The organism is Kribbella sp. NPDC055110, from assembly GCF_053607525.1.
Map to the genome: position 1 here is coordinate 117,773 of NZ_JBSGTS010000015.1, position 15,476 is coordinate 133,248.

A 15,476-nucleotide genomic window follows, 5' to 3' on the forward strand; every position below is an offset into this window, starting at 1 on the left:
GCCGTCACTGGTCAGGGGTACGTCGCCGCTCCGCCAGGCGGGCGAGTTCGACCCGGGAACGGACCGCCACCTTCTCGAAGATGTGGCGAAGGTGGGTGTTGACGGTGTGATGGGAGATGAACAACTGCTCCGAGATCTGCCGGTTGGTGCGGCCGTCGGCGACCAGGACGGCGACCTGGTGCTCGGTCGGCGTCAGCGCCTCCCAGCCTTCCCGGGGCTCGGTTGCGGACACGATCCGCCTGCGGAGGCCCAACTCCCGCAGGCGGCCGCGGATCCGGACGGCATCACGGTCCGCGCCGATGCCGACGGTGATCTCCAGGGCCTCGTCGAGCGCCGCCACGCCCTCGGCGGTCGCGCCGTCCGCGATCTGGAACCGGCCCAGGTCCTCGAGCGCGGAGGCAAGCGCCAGGGGTCGTTGCGCGGCGCGCAACAAGTGAACCGCCGCAGCGACCTCGGCCGCCGAGCGCTCGACCAGACCCCGCAGGTGATGAGCGCAGGCAGCCAGCGAGTTCACCTGCGGGTTCAGCCGATGACGCTCCTCCGCCACAGCCTGGGCCCGCGCAACGAGCTCGGTGTCTCCGACCGCGAGGCCGATCCGGACCAGCTCTGCGTCGTACGCGATGTCGTGCGGGAACAGCGGAAAGATGAACCCGTCCCCGGGCTTCTGCAACCAGGAACGCGCCTCGTCGGCGCGTCCGCGCGCCATCGCGTGTGAGGCGAGTCCCCAGGCGGCGTGCCGGCGCAGAGCGGGCGCGGTGGACGAGAGCATGCGTTCGCACATGCCTACGGCGTCCCGGGCACCCCATTCGTCCGCGGTATGGATCCTCAGCTGTGTCAGCGTGGAGAGATTGGCGGCGTCGATCAGGCCTCCGACGGTGGTCGCGTCGCCAACGACGATCCGCCCTTCCAACGCGGCCGCCGCGTCGGGCAGCCTGCCGGCCTGCAGATGAACCAGGCCCTTCCAGGATTCGAAGATGTACAGCGCCCAGTTCTGCCGGTCGCGACGCGCCGCCCGGATACCGTCGTCCGCGACCGCACGAGCCTCGTCGAAGCGATCGAGCGCGGCGAGCGGCCAGCCGCGGTAGTAATGCGCCAGCCGATCTCGCACGTCCTCGCTCGTGCCGTCCTCGAAGGCGGCGTCCAGCCGCGACAACGAATCCGTGAAGCGGAACTGCTGGTACTCCAATCCGGCCATGGCGAGCTCGACGGCGAACTTCGCCTCCTTGCTCGCGCTCGCCCGGACGGCGCTCTGGGTCCCCACCGCCAGCTCGACGGCCTCGGCCTTTCGTCCGCCGACGACCAGATTGTGCAGCTCCATGGAACGCAGCCAGGCGCGCAGGTCCTCGGACAAGCGCGGGAGTGCCAAGGCCTGCCGGCTGTTCTCGACGCGGACGTCAGGTGACAACACGAACATGCTGGCGATGCTCTGCCGGACCTGGGCCTCCTGTTCCGGCGGCATCGCCCGCCGCAGCACGGTATCGGCGTACTGCTTGGCCTCGTCGCCCATCCCCGCGGCGAACAGCGAGATCGCGCGCCGGGCGACCAGCGGGCCGCGCTGCGAATGCCGGTCCGGCATCAGCGTCAGGGCTCGTTCGGCCAGCTCGGCCGCAGCCGCCGGATCGGTGGTTCCGAGTGCCTCGGCCGCCTCGGCAAGGGTCGCGATGGCCACGTCGTCGCCGAACATCGCGCTGGCGGCCAACTGGGTCGCGGCCTCGACCGGCAGCGCACCCCGGCGGAGCAGCACATCCGCGCCACGCCGATCGAGGGCCCTTCGTACGGCGAGTGGGACGCTGGACCGCACCGCGTCCCGGACCAGGTCGTGAACGAACGAAAGCCGGTCGTCGCTCTCAGCGAGGATGTCGGCCTCCATCAGGAGGCGGATCGGCGTCAGCAGGTCCGGCACGGACATCCCTGCCAACGCCGCGAGGTCGGCCACGGTGAACCGCCTGCCCAGGGATGCCGCCGTCGTTGCCACCCGCTCGGCCGGCTCGGACAACCGGAGCAACCGCAGCCGCATGTCGTCGCTGGTACGGCTCGGCAACCGGTCCTCGGTCAGGATCGCCCGCCCGGCGACCACCGACACGATGCCCTCGGCCGCCAGCCCGCGAACGAAGTCGACGAGCAGGAACGGGTTCCCGTTGATCGTTTCGGTCTGCTTCATCAGCTGCTCGTCCGGCTCGGCGGTCAGCACATCGGCGACGAGCTCGGCCACCGCATCGCAGTCCAGCGGTCCGAGCTGCAGATGGCCTGCGCCCGCGTCGACCAGCGATGCGATCGCCGTTCGGATCGCAGCGGAACCCTGGCCGGGTCGGAGCGTGAGCACCCAGGCGATGGGCGCCGCCGCCAGCCGCGGTGGCAGGAAGCGCAGCGCTGCGGCCGTCCCGGAGTCGGCCCAATGGAGATCGTCCAGCACGATCAGCAGCGGCCCCGCATCCGACGCCACCGCCAGCAACGACTCGATCTCCTGCAGGAGCCAGAACCGCTGTTCCGGGGCGGCATGCAGGCTGCTCAGGGCCGACCGGTCCAGCAGTGCCGGGTCGTGGTCGAACAACGCCTCCATCAAGGGCGCGAGCTCGACCACCAGCTCCCCCGGGTCAGCCATCCCGCGGCCCATCCGGAAGGACAGATCGGCTGCTCGGGCCCACACCGCCTGAAGCATGCGCGTCTTACCCAGGCCCGGTCCGCCTTCGATCACCGTCACCGAACCTCGGCCGGACTGCGCATCAGCCAGCACGCGTTCCAGCGCCGTCAACTGCTCGTCGCGGCCACGCACCGGCAGGGACGGGACAGCGGTCATCGTCAGCGTTTCCTTCCGCTCTGCTGCCACTACAGAATCACCAAGCCAGGGCCCCGAACAAGCCCGGCGGCGCCCGGTGCTGCCGCGAGTACTCTCAGGAGGACACCTGTGGAGGTATCGATGAGTGAAGAGCCGTTCGACACGGCGGAGGAGTCTCACAAGGACCGTCGCGAGCACGGCGGTATGCCGTTGCACCCGGACGAGGACGAGCTCGCTCGCCGTACGGAGCAGGAACGGGTCGAGGCCGGGGTGGACGACTACGACCCCGACGACGTCCCGCCGGCCACCGACGTACCGGCGACGGACGACCCGATCGACACCGAGGCGTACCGCGAGGAGCAGGCGGAGATCAAGCGCGAGACGGAGGAGAGCGAGCTCTACCCGTTGACGGATCGCCACCCGTTCCCGCCGTCGCACTACGACAAGTCCTGATCAGCGCATGATCAGGGTCAGCAGGTCGGGGCCGAGGGTGGTCAGGGCGTCGTTGTCGAGGCGGTAGGCGACGAAGCGGCCCTGGCGTTCGGCGGTGACGAGGCCGGCTCTCGTCAGCGCTCGGAGGTGGCGGGTGACCTGGGTCGGGTGCAGGCCCCAGAGGGCAGCGATCTCGCCTGCGGTGCGTGGCTCGCTCGCCACGGCGCGGCAGACCTGCAGGCGGTCTGGGGACGCCAGCGCGTCCAGGCGGGCACGGATCTGCTGCGCGGTCGGTACGGCGGCCGCGCGGCCCGTGGCCGGGTAGATGATCGTGATGGGCTCACCCGGGACCTCACCCACGAACAGGTGCGGTGCGATGTAGTTGCTCGGGACAAGTAACAACGAGCGGGTGCTGATGTCGATGCGCTTGCTTTGCACCTTCTGTACGACGACACTGTCCGCGTCCCGCAGGTCGATCGCGCTGTCCAGCGAGCGCAGCATCGTCCCGACACCGTCCCGGACGGCCAGGTCTCGGTCGTGCCGTCCACGGGCAGCGAGCGAGTCCCGTGACTCCTCCCAGAGCGCACCGAACCACTCATGCCAGCAGGCATCCAGTACGTCGAGGAAACGGCGTACGGGCTCAGCAGGTGCGGTCAGGAGCGCCTCGACCAGTGCAGCGACGGAGCGGCCGCGGCTGCGAGCCCAGTGCTGTACGGCGTCGGTGTCGACGGAGCGGCTGCTCAGTGGGCGACCGCGCAACGGCCGGACCAGCTCAGCCGCCACCTCCTCGGGCGGACGCGAGCGGAGTGCAGCCAGCTCGTCGGACCAGGTGGGCAGGCCAGTGGCGGCGCTGGTGGCGAAGAAGCGAGCGCGTACGGCGCGCACAGTCCAGCTCCACTGCACCAGCTCTTCACGAAGCTCGGCGGACACCGGTAGCGCAGCGGCCCAGTCGACGCGGTCGTGATGGGCAGGCTCGGCCAGCACATGAAGTGCACAGCCGAGCTCGATCAGCGGCGAGGCGACGTGACGAATCCGCTCAGGCTCGAGCCGGCCAACGCCTGCTAGAACAGTCGGCACTCAGTCCTTCAGCTTGAACTGGAGGTCGGTGTCCCAGTCGTTCATGTCCGGGACCTCGCGCGGGTCGGAGCGGTAGATCTCCAGGCGGGCGGTCCAGTGCACGCCGTCGGCGTCCCACTCGAGTCCTTGCTCCTCGGCCCAGGCGAGCAGGTCGCGGGTGGCTCCCAGCAGGCCGTCGGGGTGACCGTGGTGAGAGGCGGTCGCGTAGCGTCCGGCCGGCAGTACGCCGGTGACTATCTCGCCCTCACCGGAGTGCAGGTCGTCCACCGGGAACCCGATCTCGAGCACCAGCCCGTTCTCCATGTCGACCACGTCGTACTTGAAGAACGGCGCGTCGTTCGGCGCGATCTCCTTGGCGGCGAGCCAGCCGATCACCTCGCCCATCCGGTCCGCGAACGCACCGATCCCGTCCATCGCGACCTTGCCCCGCAGAGCGACGTACGGCCGCTCCCCAATCTCGACGATCTCCGGCATGACCACAGCCCTCCCGAAACTCGATGTTGGCCACAACCTACCGGACGGCCCCGCGCCCGGCGTCTACTAAGAGCAGGGGGTCAACATGGTGAAACTCAAGGTCCTGGTCGCGGCTCTCGTGCTCGTGCTCGCCGGAGTGTTCGCCGGAGTGTTCGCCGGACTGCCCGCCGCCGGGGAGCCGACGACGCCGATCACCTACAACGCCGGTACGACGGCGACGCGGTTCACCGGATTCGCCTTCGACGCCTGTACGGCGCCGACGCTCGCCCAGATGACCGCGTGGAAGGCCTCGCCGTACAAGGCGATCGGGATCTACTTCGGTGGCGTCAACCGGACCTGTGCCCAGCCACAGCTGACCCCAGCGTGGGTCAATGCCGTCACTGCGATGGGCTACCGGCTCGTCCCGATCTACCTGGGTCTGCAGGCCCCCTGTGGCACCCGGACGTACAAGATGTCGACGACCGCGTCGAACCGCGAGGCGGTGCGGGACGCGGATGACGCGGTCGCGAAGGCCAAGGCACTGGGCCTCCTTCCAGGCAGTGCGCTCTACAACGACATGGAGAACTACGACAACACCAATGCCGTCTGCCGTTCCGCCGTACTGCACTACCTGTCCGCCTGGACGAAGGAGCTGCACCTGCAGCGCTACCTGTCCGGTGTGTACGCCAACCTGGGCTCAGGTGCGCCCGATCTCACTGCGGCGTACAACTCCCCGTCGTACGCGCGGCCGGACGCACTGTGGATCGCACGCTGGGACGGCAGCAGCCTGCTGACCAGGTGGGCTGGTATCCCCGACACGTTCTGGGCGGTCGGCCAGCGCGGCAAGCAGTACCAGGGCGATCACACGGAGACGTACGGCGGAGTGACGCTGAACATCGACAACGATCGCTTCGACGCACCGGTGGCGAGCGTTGCCTACAGGTACACCGTCCGTACGACGGTCCACTCGTACAGCGGTCCGTCGACCGCGTACCCGGTCCGCTCGACCATCGCGGCGAACACCTCGCTCCGCATCGTCTGCCAGACGTTCGGGCCGAAGATCGGTACCACCACGGTGTGGGACAAGCTCATCGACGGCACCTACGTGACCGACTACTACGTGCGGACCCCGAACAAGCCCGGGTACAGCGCACCGCTGCCCGGCTGCAGCTTCCCGTTCCAGACCATGATCGACAACCTCACCCGGCGGCACGGCCCGGGTACGGCGTACACGACATACCCGAGCACTCTGCCGATCGGCTCGCTGGCGTGGGTCACCTGCCAGGCACCTGGTTCGAAGGTCGGTACTACAGCAGTCTGGGACCGGCTGAGCGACGGGAGCTGGGTCACCGACTACTACGTCGCCACTGCGAGCAAAACGACGTACACCGCACCGATCCGGCGCTGCTGACGACTACTTGGACCAGGGTGGCTGGACCGTCGTGCCGTCGGCCATGTAGCCGGTGAAGCCGGCTGTGATGACGACGACGAGCTCCGCCTTGCTCTCACCAAGGTTGGTCAGCGAGATCGGCTCACCCGCAGGGACCACGACGGAGTCGCCGGGGCCGAGCTTGTCGCCGTCCGGGCCGAACTGCACCGAACCGCTGAGCACCGTGAAGATCTCGTCGCGGTCGAGCGTGTGCGGCGCGTCGCCGCCGTGCCCCACGTCGACGGTGAGCCGCCACGCGCACAGCCCGGCCGACCCGAGGCTCGGCGACGCGAACACCGTGAACTCGACGCCCGGCAGCTGGAACTTCGGCGCTTCCACTGCAGGAATCACGTGCATTGCGTTCCCCTATCATTTAGTCAATCTGACTTGACCAAGTCAGCTTGACTATCATGACCGGTATGACACGTTCGGGCAAGCCTGATCTCGGAATCCTCCTACTGCTCGCGGAGCAGGAGTTCGTCCGCGAACTCCGCGAGTACGTCGCCGCCCAGGGGTACGACGACCAGGGCCGGTCGGACGGCTTCGTGTTCCGGACGCTGCACGACGGCCCGACCACGATCACCGGTCTCGCCGAGCGGCTGGATGTCACCAAGCAAGGCGCCAGCCAGATCGTCGACGACATGGAGCGCCGGGGGTACGTCGAACGCCGCGCCGACCCGTCCGACGCGCGCGCCCGCCTCCTGCACCTGACCGAGCGCGGCAAGTCAGCCCTCGCCGCCGCCCGGCGATTCCACCAGACCTACGAGCGCAGGCTCCGCAAACGCCTGGGTGACGACGCGGTCGACACCTTGCGCGACGCCCTCACCGACATGGCCGGCGAGAGTCAGGTCAGCACGCCCCACTTCCGCGCGCTGATGTTCTAGGTTGCGTCCGAAGATCCGAGGGTGATCGCCCACAGATCTTCGGACGCAAGGAATCAGCTGAAGTACTGCGGGAAGAGGTCGTGGGTGGGCCAGGTCTTCACGCCGTTGGCGGCGGTCCACATGGCTGCGTCGATGTCGCCGTACGACTTGCCGCTCGCGTCGTCGCGGCGGTTGAAGAGCGCCGCCCAGCTCAGCCCGCCGGAGGTGCGGACGAGCAGCGTGTACGTGCCGGGCATGCTGCCGGTGTGCCACGTGTTGCGACCGGTGCCGCCGGTGACCGGGCGGACCTGCCAGCCGAGACCGTAGTACCAGCCGTCGGCGTTCACGCCCGTGGACGGCTTCGCCCACACGCGACCGAGTGACGTGCTGTTCAGCACGCTCGACGGCGCGTCGAACATCTTCGCCCAGCGCACCAGGTCCGGCGCGCTCGCGATCCAGCCGCCGTTCGCGTCCTGGATCCGCATGCTGAACGAGCCGTACGGCGCGGGCACGGTCTTGCCGGTCATGTCGAGCACGGTCGGACCGGAGTACTGCGACTCGTACGACGTCTCGCCGCTGTGCTTCGCGATCGAGTAGCCGAGCGCCATCCGCTTGATCTTCAACGGAGCCAGCAGCTTCTGCTTCACGTAGTTCTCGTAGCTCAGGCCGCTGACCTTCTCGATCACCCGGCCGGCGAGCGTGTACCCGAAGTTGGAGTACGCGTACTTCGTGCCCGGGGCGAAGTCGAGCTTCTGACCTGCGACGTACTTGATCACGTCGGCCTGGTGCAGTTCCATCGGCACACCGAGCGTCCGGGAGATCGTGGCGTCCTTCCACTCCGGGTCACCGGAGACGTCCCGGTCCCAGCCGCCGAGATGCTGGAGCACCTTCCACAGCGTGATCTGCGACCAGCGCGGGTCCCGCGTCAGCCCGGTGGCGGGCGTGATGTCGATGATGTTCGCGACGGGGGTGGACAGGCTGAGCTTGCCGTCCTGCGCGAGCTTCACGATCGCGGCCGCGGTGAGCGACTTGGACAGGCTCGCGATCCGGAACAGCGAGGTGGGCTGCACGGTCAGCGCGGTCGACGTACTGTAGCCGCGGGCAAGCACCAGGCGACCCTTGTACGTGACGGCGAGCTGCCCGGCCGTGACGCCACGAGCCTGCATGAACGCCTTCATCTGGCTGTCGAAACCAGCCAGCGCCGACACCGCGGTCCCGGTCGTCTTCCAGGTCGAGGCGGCATCAGCAGGCCGCCCGATCAGATAGCCGGCCCCGGTACCCACCGCAGCGGTGGCCCCAGTAGCAACAGCCAACTTCCCGAGATTCCGGCGCGACAACTCCACGAACGTCTTCTCCTTCGAGGCAGGGGTTTACGACTTGTACTGCGCAGAAGGAAGTCTTTCACCCAGAGAGGTCTACTCGACCGTGGAGGCGTAGGAGATTACGCCGCGGCGGATTTGGTCGACGACGGAGCGGGCTGTTTTGCGGAGCGGGGTGTCGCCGGCGGCGTCGGCGATCTGTTCGGTGAGGTCGATGAGTTGTTTGACCCAGCGGACGAAGTCGCCGGCTGCCAGGTCGGACTCGTACAGGACCTCGGCCAACGACGCGCCGGACGCCCAGCGGAACGCGGGCCAGCAGAAGTTCAGGTCCATCGACCGCAGGAAGTCGACCCGCATGTCCCGCTCCAGCGCGGACAGGTCCCGCCAGATCGACCCCATCCGCTCGATCGCTGCCTGTACGTCGCCACGCGGCAACCGCGGTGACGTCGGCTCGTCCTTCGAGCGCGACTCGTACACCAGCGCAGCCAGGCACGCAGCCAGTTCCGGCACCGTCAGGTCGTCGAAGACTCCTTGCCGCAGGCACTCAGCCGCGACGAGGTCGAGCTCCGTATAAATCCGCGCCAGCCGATCGCCGGCCTCGGTCGTCTTGTCGCCGTCGAGGTAATGCAACGCGTCCAGCACCTGGCAGACCCGGTCGAACTGGCGGGCGATCGTGTTCGTCCGCTGCTCGATCTTCCGCTGCACATCACGGTTCTCCCGGTCGAGCCGGAAGTATCGCTCCGCCCAGCGCGCGTGGTCCTCACGATCCGAGCAGCCGTGACACGGATGCGCACGCAACTGCGCCCGCATCTCCTGCAGCTCCGGATCGTCCGCGTGGCTGACGACATCCTTGCCGCGGGATCGCGACGGCGGTCCGTCCTCGCCGAGCAGGTCGGTCCGCGTCCGCAGTACCTGGGCCAGCTCGCGGCGCTGCTGCGGGTTGCGCGGGTTGAACTTCCGCGGGATCCGCAACGTGCCGATCGCCTCGACCGGCGCCGGGAAGTCGACCATCGACAGCTTCCGCACCTGCCGGTCCAGCGTCAGCACGGTCGGCCGCGGCCCTTCCCGCTCCGACCGCATCCCCGGGTCGAGCACCAGCGCCCAGCCCGCGCTCCGGCCGGCCGGGATCCGGATGATGTCGCCGGTCTTCAGCTTCTCGATCGACTCCTGCGCCTCGACCCGGCGGTCGAGCTTGCGCCGTTTCGAGCCGGACGCCTCGCGGTCACCGATCCGCCGGCGCAACGCGGCGTACTCGAGGAAGTCGCCGAGGTGGCACTCGATCGACTCCTTGTACCCCTCGAGCGCCTCGGTGTTGCGCTGCACCTGCCGCGCCAGCCCGACCACGGCCTGGTCGGACTGGAACTGCGCGAACGACAGCTCGAGCATGTCCCGCGCCCGCATCCGCCCGACCTGACGCACCAGGTTGACGGCCATGTTGTACGACGGGGAGAACGACGACCGCAGCGGATACGTACGGGTCGACGCCAGACCCGCGACCTCCCGCGGGTCGAACCCGGGCTGCCAGAGCACGACCGCATGCCCCTCGACGTCGATCCCGCGCCGCCCGGCGCGCCCGGTGAGCTGCGTGTACTCCCCCGGCGTGATGTCGACGTGCGCCTCACCGTTCCACTTCGACAACTTCTCGAGTACAACGGTGCGCGCCGGCATGTTGATGCCCAGGGCAAGCGTCTCGGTGGCGAACACGACCTTGATCAGGCCGCGCGCGAACAGTTCCTCGACGACCTCCTTGAACGCCGCCAGCATGCCCGCGTGGTGCGCGGCGATGCCCCGGCTGAGCGCCTCGGCGAAGTCGTGGTACCCGAGTACGCCGAGGTCCTCGTCCGGGAGGTCCGCCGTACGCTCGGCCACCACCCGCTTGATCTCGTCGCGCTCCGACGGCTTGGTCAGCCGCAGACCGGACCGCAGGCACTGCACGACCGCGTCCTCGCAGCCCTTGCGGGAGAAGATGAAGAAGATCGCCGGCAGCAGCGCGCCGGCGTCCAGCTCCTCCACCACGTCCGAGCGGTACGGCGTGAAGTGGGACCGGGCCGGCCGCCCCTTCGGCAGATCGCGACGCCGCCGTGGTTTGCGCGAGTCGTCACGGAAGATCCGATTGTCGTCCCGCGCGATCCGGACCAGCTGCGGGTTCACCAGATCCCTGAGGTCGGCCTTGACCTCCTTCGCGGGATTACCGGATTTGGACGCCTTCGCGGGAGCGCCGACCCTCGCGGTCGGCGCTTCACCGGCAAACAGGTCGTGCAGCCGCTTACCCACCATGACGTGCTGGAACAGCGGCACCGGCCGCTTCTCCTCCAGCACGACGACGGTGTTGCCGCGGACGGTCTCCAGCCAGTCGCCGAACTCCTCCGCGTTGCTCACGGTCGCCGACAGCGAGACCACCGACACCGAGTCCGGCAGGTGGATCAGCACCTCTTCCCAGACCGCGCCACGGGCCCTGTCGGCCAGGTAGTGCACCTCATCCATCACGACGTACGACAGGCCGAGCAGCGTCTGCGATCCGGCGTACAGCATGTTCCGCAGCACCTCGGTCGTCATGACGACGATCGGGGCTTCGGAGTTCACCGAGTTGTCACCGGTGAGCAGGCCGACCTTGTCCGCGCCGTACCTGCTCACCAGGTCGCTGTACTTCTGGTTGCTCAGGGCCTTGATCGGGGTGGTGTAGAAGCACTTCTGACCGCGCTCCAGGGCCAGGTGTACGGCGAACTCGCCGACCAGCGTCTTACCCGAGCCGGTGGGCGCCGCGACCAGCACCTGGTGACCGTCCTCGAGGGCGGCGCAGGCGCGCAGCTGGAACTCGTCCAGCGCGAAGTCGTAGAGCGCCCGGAAGTCCTTCACCGCGGGATGCTCCTGGTCCGAGCGGAACGAGGCATATCTCTCGGACGGAGTACTCATGCCATCAATCTATGCGACGCCACCTACAGATTTGTCGCGGAGCCGGTTCTTGATGAAGGTTGCGGCGTGCTCGAGCGCTTCGTCGGCCTCGGGCATGAGGCCGGCAAAGTACTGGTACACGTGCGGCGCACCGGCGACCACGTCGAGGCTGACGTCCACCTCCTGCTCGGCGGCCCGCGCCACGAGACGAAGTGCGTCGTCGAGCAGGACCTCCGCCGAACCGACCTGGACGAGCAGCGGCGACAGGCCCTTCAGGTCCGCGAACACCGGGCTGGCCAGCTCGTTGTGCGGGTCAGCGCCGCCCAGGTAGAGCTCAGCGGACTCAGCCATGTTGGCGCGGCTGAACAGTGGGTCGAAGTCGCTCCGAGCGTCGATGCTCGGCCCGGTCAGCGCCAGGTCGGTCCACGGCGAGAACAGCACCGTCCCGGCAGGCTGCGGCAGCCCTTCCGCACGGGCCGCGATCAGCACCGCCAGCGCGAGCCCACCACCGGCCGAGTCACCGGCAATCACGACGTTCTGACCTGCCAGCTCCCGGTACGCCGCCAACGCGTCGTGGACCCCTGCCGGGAACGGATGCTCGGGCGCCAGCCGGTACTCGAGCGAGACCGCCGGGACGCCACTGCGCCGCGACAACGGCGCGGCCAGGTTCGCACCGGTCCGGGCCGAACCGACGATGTACGCGCCACCGTGCAGGTAGAGGATCACCCCGTCCTGATCCGCACCCTCGACGCGCACATCGAGCGCCGGTACGCCGCCCAGCGTGCGCTCGACGAGCGTGACGTCGTCGCCGAGCGGGCGGTTCGCGAACAGCTCGTCGAAGCCGGCCCGCTGCTGCTCCGGCGTCTGGCCGAGCTTGCCCTTCTGCATCATGCCGCGTGCTGCTTCGCGTTCTTCAGCGCTCATCGCCGTCTCCTGATGATAGATTCCGAGGAATATAGTTCTCTGCAACTACATTCCGGGGAATCTAATTCCGTGACTGATCTCACAGCATTGTTCACAGACCTGGTCCGGTTGGAAACACGGCTCTACAACGTGCTCGACGCCCGGTTGAAGGCTGAGCATGAGCTGCCGCTCGGTCAGTTCGAGTTCCTGCGGTTCATCGCGGCACACGGGACGACGCGGGTCTACGACCTCGCGCGGGAGACGGCGATCACGGTCGGCGCCACCAGCAAGGCCGTCGACCGGCTCGAGTCCGCCGGGCGCGTCCGACGGACGGCGAACCCCTCGGACCGGCGCTCGTCGCTGGTCGAGCTGACCCCCGCGGGCGCCGAGATCCTCGCCACCGCAACCCCGACCGTCGAGGCCGAACTGCAGACCTGGGTCGGCGCCGTCCTCCCCGCGACGGTCCTCGACCAACTCGCCACCAACGTCTCAATGCTCCGCCAGCGCGCCGAACTCGATCCCCGCACGGACCGCCACCACTCATCAACCTCAGGCAACTGACGGGGCTGCCGCTCAACCACGGGCGCCGACCGGCCTCCTGCGCAGGTTGGTGAGTGCCACAGGTCCGCCCCGGACATGACGTAGCCGGGCTCTCGTCCCCTGGTGGTGCGACGAGAGCCCGGCTGCGTGCTTCGGGAGGGTGGCTAGCCGATGTGGTACGGGTCGCCGTACACCTTCCAGTCCAGCGGGGTGTCCAGGTTGAAGTTGCCCTTCTTGAGCCAGACCCGCTGCGCGGTGTCGACCCGGCTGGTGTCGCTGTGCGCCTCCTCCTGCTTCATCGCCCAGACCCGCGCATCCAGGAACGCGTTGAGGTACGTCGTCTCGCTGCCGCCCTGCGCCGGCGGCTTCGCCTTCGTGAGCGCACGCTTGCGGATGCCGCCGAAGCTGGTCGCGTCGTCACCGTCGCCGTGCATGACGATCGCGTCGTAGTAGCAGAACTGCCCGAGAGTGCGCAGCCCGTCGGACTTGCCACGGCTCACCGCCGGGTTGAAGTACACCCGGTCGCGCTCGTCGTTCTGGCACTGCTGGAACGCCGAGTCCTTGGCCGCGGTCTTCCAGTCCCTGGTGTAGTTCGGGTCGAGACCCGCGTGCGAGTCGCTGCCGTCCACCTTGCGCAGAGCCGGCAGGTACTTCTGCAGCACGTTGTTCGGCTTCCGGTCGGCGTACAGCTCGACCAGCTCGAGCATGTCGTGGGTACCCGAGCAGAACCCGATGATGCCCGCGGTGTACCCGCGACCGTCGTCGATGTCCTCGATGTACTTGTACTGCGCCTTCCAGTCCAGCGACGAGTTCTCCGCGCTGCAGACGATCTGCATCGCGATCTCCTTCTTCGCAGGATCGTCGAGGCCGGTCGCCTGCACCGCGGCGTCGGCGTGCGGCGCGTAGCGGGACACGGCGAATCCGGTGGTCGGCACGGCGGCGAGCGACAGGCCGAGCAGCAGCGTGGTCCGGCGGGTGGGGCGGTACTCCATGTGGTCCTCCGAGGGGCGTCCGAGGAATGAACTGTTAGGAAGCTTTCCTATCAGACGGAGGACGGAAATGAGAATACCTCGGACGTTAATGTTTTCGTCTCAGGCGAAGACGGTCAGGGCGCCCGGCGCGATACCGATGTCCACGGGCAGCAGGCCGAGCGGCTCACCGTCGGCGTACGCCGTGATTCCCGGCGACTCGATCCGGACCGAGCTGCCGCGGAGCGTCCGCACCGCCGGATGGCCGATGTGCGTGCCCTTCGAGAGCTTCGGGAACATCTGCAGCAGCGTCAACCGGGACACCGGCTGGATGATCGTGACGTCCAGCTGCCCGTCGTCGAGCTCGGCGCCCGCGCAGATCTGCAGGCCCCCACCGTACGTCGGGCCGGTGCCGACCGCGACCAGCATGGCCTTGGTCTCGATCACCTCGTCGTCGACCGTGACGACGTACTCGAGCGGCTTGAAGGTGCGCAGCTCGGCGAACGTCGCGACCGTGTAGCGCGCGTTGCCCTTCGGCCAGCTCATCGCATTGGCGCGCTTGTTGACGAGCGAGTCGAAACCGCCCGCCACGACAGTGGTGATGAACTCGTCCTTGGCCACCGCGAGGTCGATCGTCCGGGTCCGGCCCGCCACCACGAGGTCGGCCGCCGCGGCCGGATCCTTCAGCGGTACGCCGAGACCGCGGGCGAAGTCGTTGCCGGTACCGGCCGGGATCACGCCGAACGGCATCCCGGAGTTCGCCAGCACCTGGGCGCCGAGGTGGATCGTGCCGTCGCCACCGATCAGCGCGACCGCGTCCGCCCCCGAGGCGACCACCTCGGCGGCGATCTTCCCGACGTCCTCCGCGCAGGTGGTGGTGTGCACGTCGACGGTCAGACCGGCGGCCGCGAGCCGCTCCCGAACCGCCGGCGCGATCCGCGCACCCAGTCCCCGACCGCTGGTGGGGTTGACCACCAGCGCGATCCGCCGACTCACTTAGTCCGCCAGGAGTTCTGCGTTGCGGCGGGCGCGGCGTTTGTCGTTGATCCGGGCGATGATCTCGGCGACGAAGAACAGCAGGCACATCGGGATCGCCAGCAGGCACATCGTGAACGGGTCGCCGGACGGCGTCGCCACCGCGGCGAACACGAAGATCACCAGGATGATGTACGGCCGGAACTTCCCGAGCGCGGCCGACGGCACCACACCGACCATGTTCAGCAGTACGACGACCAGCGGGATCAGGAACGCGATACCGAAGACCAGCATGGTCCGGATCACGAAGTCGAGGTACTTGCTGATCTCGACCAGGTTCTGGATCGAGTCCGGGGTGAAGCCGAGCAGGATGTTGATGCCCTTCGGCAGCGTCCAGTACGCCACCGCGAGACCGGCCGCGAACAGCGGCGCCGCGATCGCGGCGAACAGGTAGGTCCACTTCTTCTCGTTGCGGTGCAGCCCAGGCGCGATGAACGCCCACAGCTGGAACAGCCAGACCGGACCGGACACGACCAGGCCGATCATCGCCGACACCTTGATCCGGAACGTGAGCGGGTCACCGACGCCCTGCAGCGTGAGCTGCGGCTTCAGGTTGCGCGCCTCGGCGTACGGCTTGACCGCGGTCTCGAACGGCTGGGTGAGGAAGTGGAACGCCTGGTTGTAGAAGAACCAGGCCGCGATCGTGCACACCACGATCGCGAGCACACTGATGAGCAGCCGGTTCCGGAGCTCGACGATGTGCTCGCGAAGCGTCATCCGACCCTCTGGGTCCTTCGGGTGGCGGTCCTGCTTCTCCTTCCGCCGCCCGAACTTCACCATCGACACAGG

At 68.4% G+C, this 15,476-nt stretch carries 14 protein-coding genes; 4 read left to right on the plus strand and 10 right to left on the minus strand.

The window, feature by feature from the left end:
- Window positions 1–4: 4 nt before the first annotated feature.
- Complete coding sequence (locus tag ACWF0M_RS23570) at window positions 5–2,797, minus strand: helix-turn-helix transcriptional regulator (RefSeq protein WP_452237844.1); 2,793 nt, start codon at window positions 2,795–2,797, stop codon at window positions 5–7.
- Between the two features lie 120 nt (window positions 2,798–2,917).
- Here ACWF0M_RS23570 and ACWF0M_RS23575 point away from each other — a divergent pair, with 120 nt between their 5' ends.
- Window positions 2,918–3,229 carry a hypothetical protein gene (locus ACWF0M_RS23575; RefSeq protein ID WP_452237845.1) on the plus strand — a complete coding sequence of 104 codons (312 nt, stop codon included), beginning with the start codon at window positions 2,918–2,920 and terminating at the stop codon, window positions 3,227–3,229.
- Here the strand turns inward: ACWF0M_RS23575 and ACWF0M_RS23580 are convergent, their stop codons facing one another.
- Together ACWF0M_RS23580 and ACWF0M_RS23585 are read right to left on the minus strand one after the other, a co-directional pair.
- Complete coding sequence (locus tag ACWF0M_RS23580; protein WP_452237846.1) at window positions 3,230–4,285, minus strand: DUF5937 family protein; 1,056 nt, start codon at window positions 4,283–4,285, stop codon at window positions 3,230–3,232.
- Window positions 4,286–4,759 carry a GyrI-like domain-containing protein gene (locus tag ACWF0M_RS23585; RefSeq protein ID WP_452237847.1) on the minus strand — a complete coding sequence of 158 codons (474 nt, stop codon included), beginning with the start codon at window positions 4,757–4,759 and terminating at the stop codon, window positions 4,286–4,288.
- A gap of 85 nt (window positions 4,760–4,844) precedes the next feature.
- Here ACWF0M_RS23585 and ACWF0M_RS23590 point away from each other — a divergent pair, with 85 nt between their 5' ends.
- Entirely contained in the window at window positions 4,845–6,149 is a 1,305-nt protein-coding gene (locus ACWF0M_RS23590; RefSeq protein WP_452237848.1) for a glycoside hydrolase domain-containing protein, read from the plus strand.
- 3 nt (window positions 6,150–6,152) lie between these two features.
- Here the strand turns inward: ACWF0M_RS23590 and ACWF0M_RS23595 are convergent, their stop codons facing one another.
- Window positions 6,153–6,518 carry a cupin domain-containing protein gene (locus ACWF0M_RS23595; protein ID WP_452237849.1) on the minus strand — a complete coding sequence of 122 codons (366 nt, stop codon included), beginning with the start codon at window positions 6,516–6,518 and terminating at the stop codon, window positions 6,153–6,155.
- Window positions 6,519–6,586: 68 nt separating this feature from the next.
- Here ACWF0M_RS23595 and ACWF0M_RS23600 point away from each other — a divergent pair, with 68 nt between their 5' ends.
- Window positions 6,587–7,051 (plus strand): MarR family winged helix-turn-helix transcriptional regulator, encoded by a 465-nt coding sequence (locus ACWF0M_RS23600; RefSeq protein WP_452237850.1) that lies wholly within the window; start codon window positions 6,587–6,589, stop codon window positions 7,049–7,051.
- 53 nt (window positions 7,052–7,104) lie between these two features.
- Here the strand turns inward: ACWF0M_RS23600 and ACWF0M_RS23605 are convergent, their stop codons facing one another.
- The 3 genes from ACWF0M_RS23605 to ACWF0M_RS23615 form a co-directional block, all read right to left on the minus strand.
- Window positions 7,105–8,373 carry a serine hydrolase domain-containing protein gene (locus ACWF0M_RS23605; RefSeq protein ID WP_452237851.1) on the minus strand — a complete coding sequence of 423 codons (1,269 nt, stop codon included), beginning with the start codon at window positions 8,371–8,373 and terminating at the stop codon, window positions 7,105–7,107.
- Between the two features lie 72 nt (window positions 8,374–8,445).
- Entirely contained in the window at window positions 8,446–11,262 is a 2,817-nt protein-coding gene (locus ACWF0M_RS23610) for a DEAD/DEAH box helicase (protein WP_452237852.1), read from the minus strand.
- 9 nt (window positions 11,263–11,271) lie between these two features.
- Window positions 11,272–12,165 (minus strand): alpha/beta hydrolase, encoded by an 894-nt coding sequence (locus tag ACWF0M_RS23615; protein ID WP_452237853.1) that lies wholly within the window; start codon window positions 12,163–12,165, stop codon window positions 11,272–11,274.
- A gap of 69 nt (window positions 12,166–12,234) precedes the next feature.
- Here ACWF0M_RS23615 and ACWF0M_RS23620 point away from each other — a divergent pair, with 69 nt between their 5' ends.
- Window positions 12,235–12,705: a MarR family winged helix-turn-helix transcriptional regulator gene (locus ACWF0M_RS23620; protein ID WP_452237854.1), complete on the plus strand. Its 471-nt coding sequence runs from the start codon at window positions 12,235–12,237 to the stop codon at window positions 12,703–12,705.
- Between the two features lie 143 nt (window positions 12,706–12,848).
- Here the strand turns inward: ACWF0M_RS23620 and ACWF0M_RS23625 are convergent, their stop codons facing one another.
- The 3 genes from ACWF0M_RS23625 to tatC all read right to left on the minus strand — a co-directional run bounded on the left by ACWF0M_RS23625 (window position 12,849) and on the right by tatC (window position 15,467).
- Entirely contained in the window at window positions 12,849–13,676 is an 828-nt protein-coding gene (locus tag ACWF0M_RS23625; protein WP_452237855.1) for a chitosanase, read from the minus strand.
- Window positions 13,677–13,775: 99 nt separating this feature from the next.
- Window positions 13,776–14,648: a diacylglycerol/lipid kinase family protein gene (locus ACWF0M_RS23630; RefSeq protein ID WP_452237856.1), complete on the minus strand. Its 873-nt coding sequence runs from the start codon at window positions 14,646–14,648 to the stop codon at window positions 13,776–13,778.
- On the minus strand, window positions 14,649–15,467 hold the full coding sequence (gene tatC, locus ACWF0M_RS23635) for a twin-arginine translocase subunit TatC (protein ID WP_452237901.1): 819 nt from the start codon (window positions 15,465–15,467) through the stop codon (window positions 14,649–14,651).
- Window positions 15,468–15,476: the final 9 nt, after the last annotated feature.

What these genes read in the sequence shown, in the direction of transcription:
- ACWF0M_RS23625 (WP_452237855.1), bottom strand. Translation starts at nt 13,676, where the DNA reads ATGGAGTACCGCCCCACCCGCCGGACCACGCTGCTGCTCGGCCTGTCG.
- ACWF0M_RS23590 (WP_452237848.1), top strand. Translation starts at nt 4,845, where the DNA reads ATGGTGAAACTCAAGGTCCTGGTCGCGGCTCTCGTGCTCGTGCTCGCC.
- ACWF0M_RS23615 (WP_452237853.1), bottom strand. Translation starts at nt 12,165, where the DNA reads ATGAGCGCTGAAGAACGCGAAGCAGCACGCGGCATGATGCAGAAGGGC.
- ACWF0M_RS23600 (WP_452237850.1), top strand. Translation starts at nt 6,587, where the DNA reads ATGACACGTTCGGGCAAGCCTGATCTCGGAATCCTCCTACTGCTCGCG.
- ACWF0M_RS23610 (WP_452237852.1), bottom strand. Translation starts at nt 11,262, where the DNA reads ATGAGTACTCCGTCCGAGAGATATGCCTCGTTCCGCTCGGACCAGGAG.
- tatC (WP_452237901.1), bottom strand. Translation starts at nt 15,467, where the DNA reads ATGGTGAAGTTCGGGCGGCGGAAGGAGAAGCAGGACCGCCACCCGAAG.
- ACWF0M_RS23570 (WP_452237844.1), bottom strand. Translation starts at nt 2,797, where the DNA reads ATGACCGCTGTCCCGTCCCTGCCGGTGCGTGGCCGCGACGAGCAGTTG.
- ACWF0M_RS23575 (WP_452237845.1), top strand. Translation starts at nt 2,918, where the DNA reads ATGAGTGAAGAGCCGTTCGACACGGCGGAGGAGTCTCACAAGGACCGT.
- ACWF0M_RS23585 (WP_452237847.1), bottom strand. Translation starts at nt 4,759, where the DNA reads ATGCCGGAGATCGTCGAGATTGGGGAGCGGCCGTACGTCGCTCTGCGG.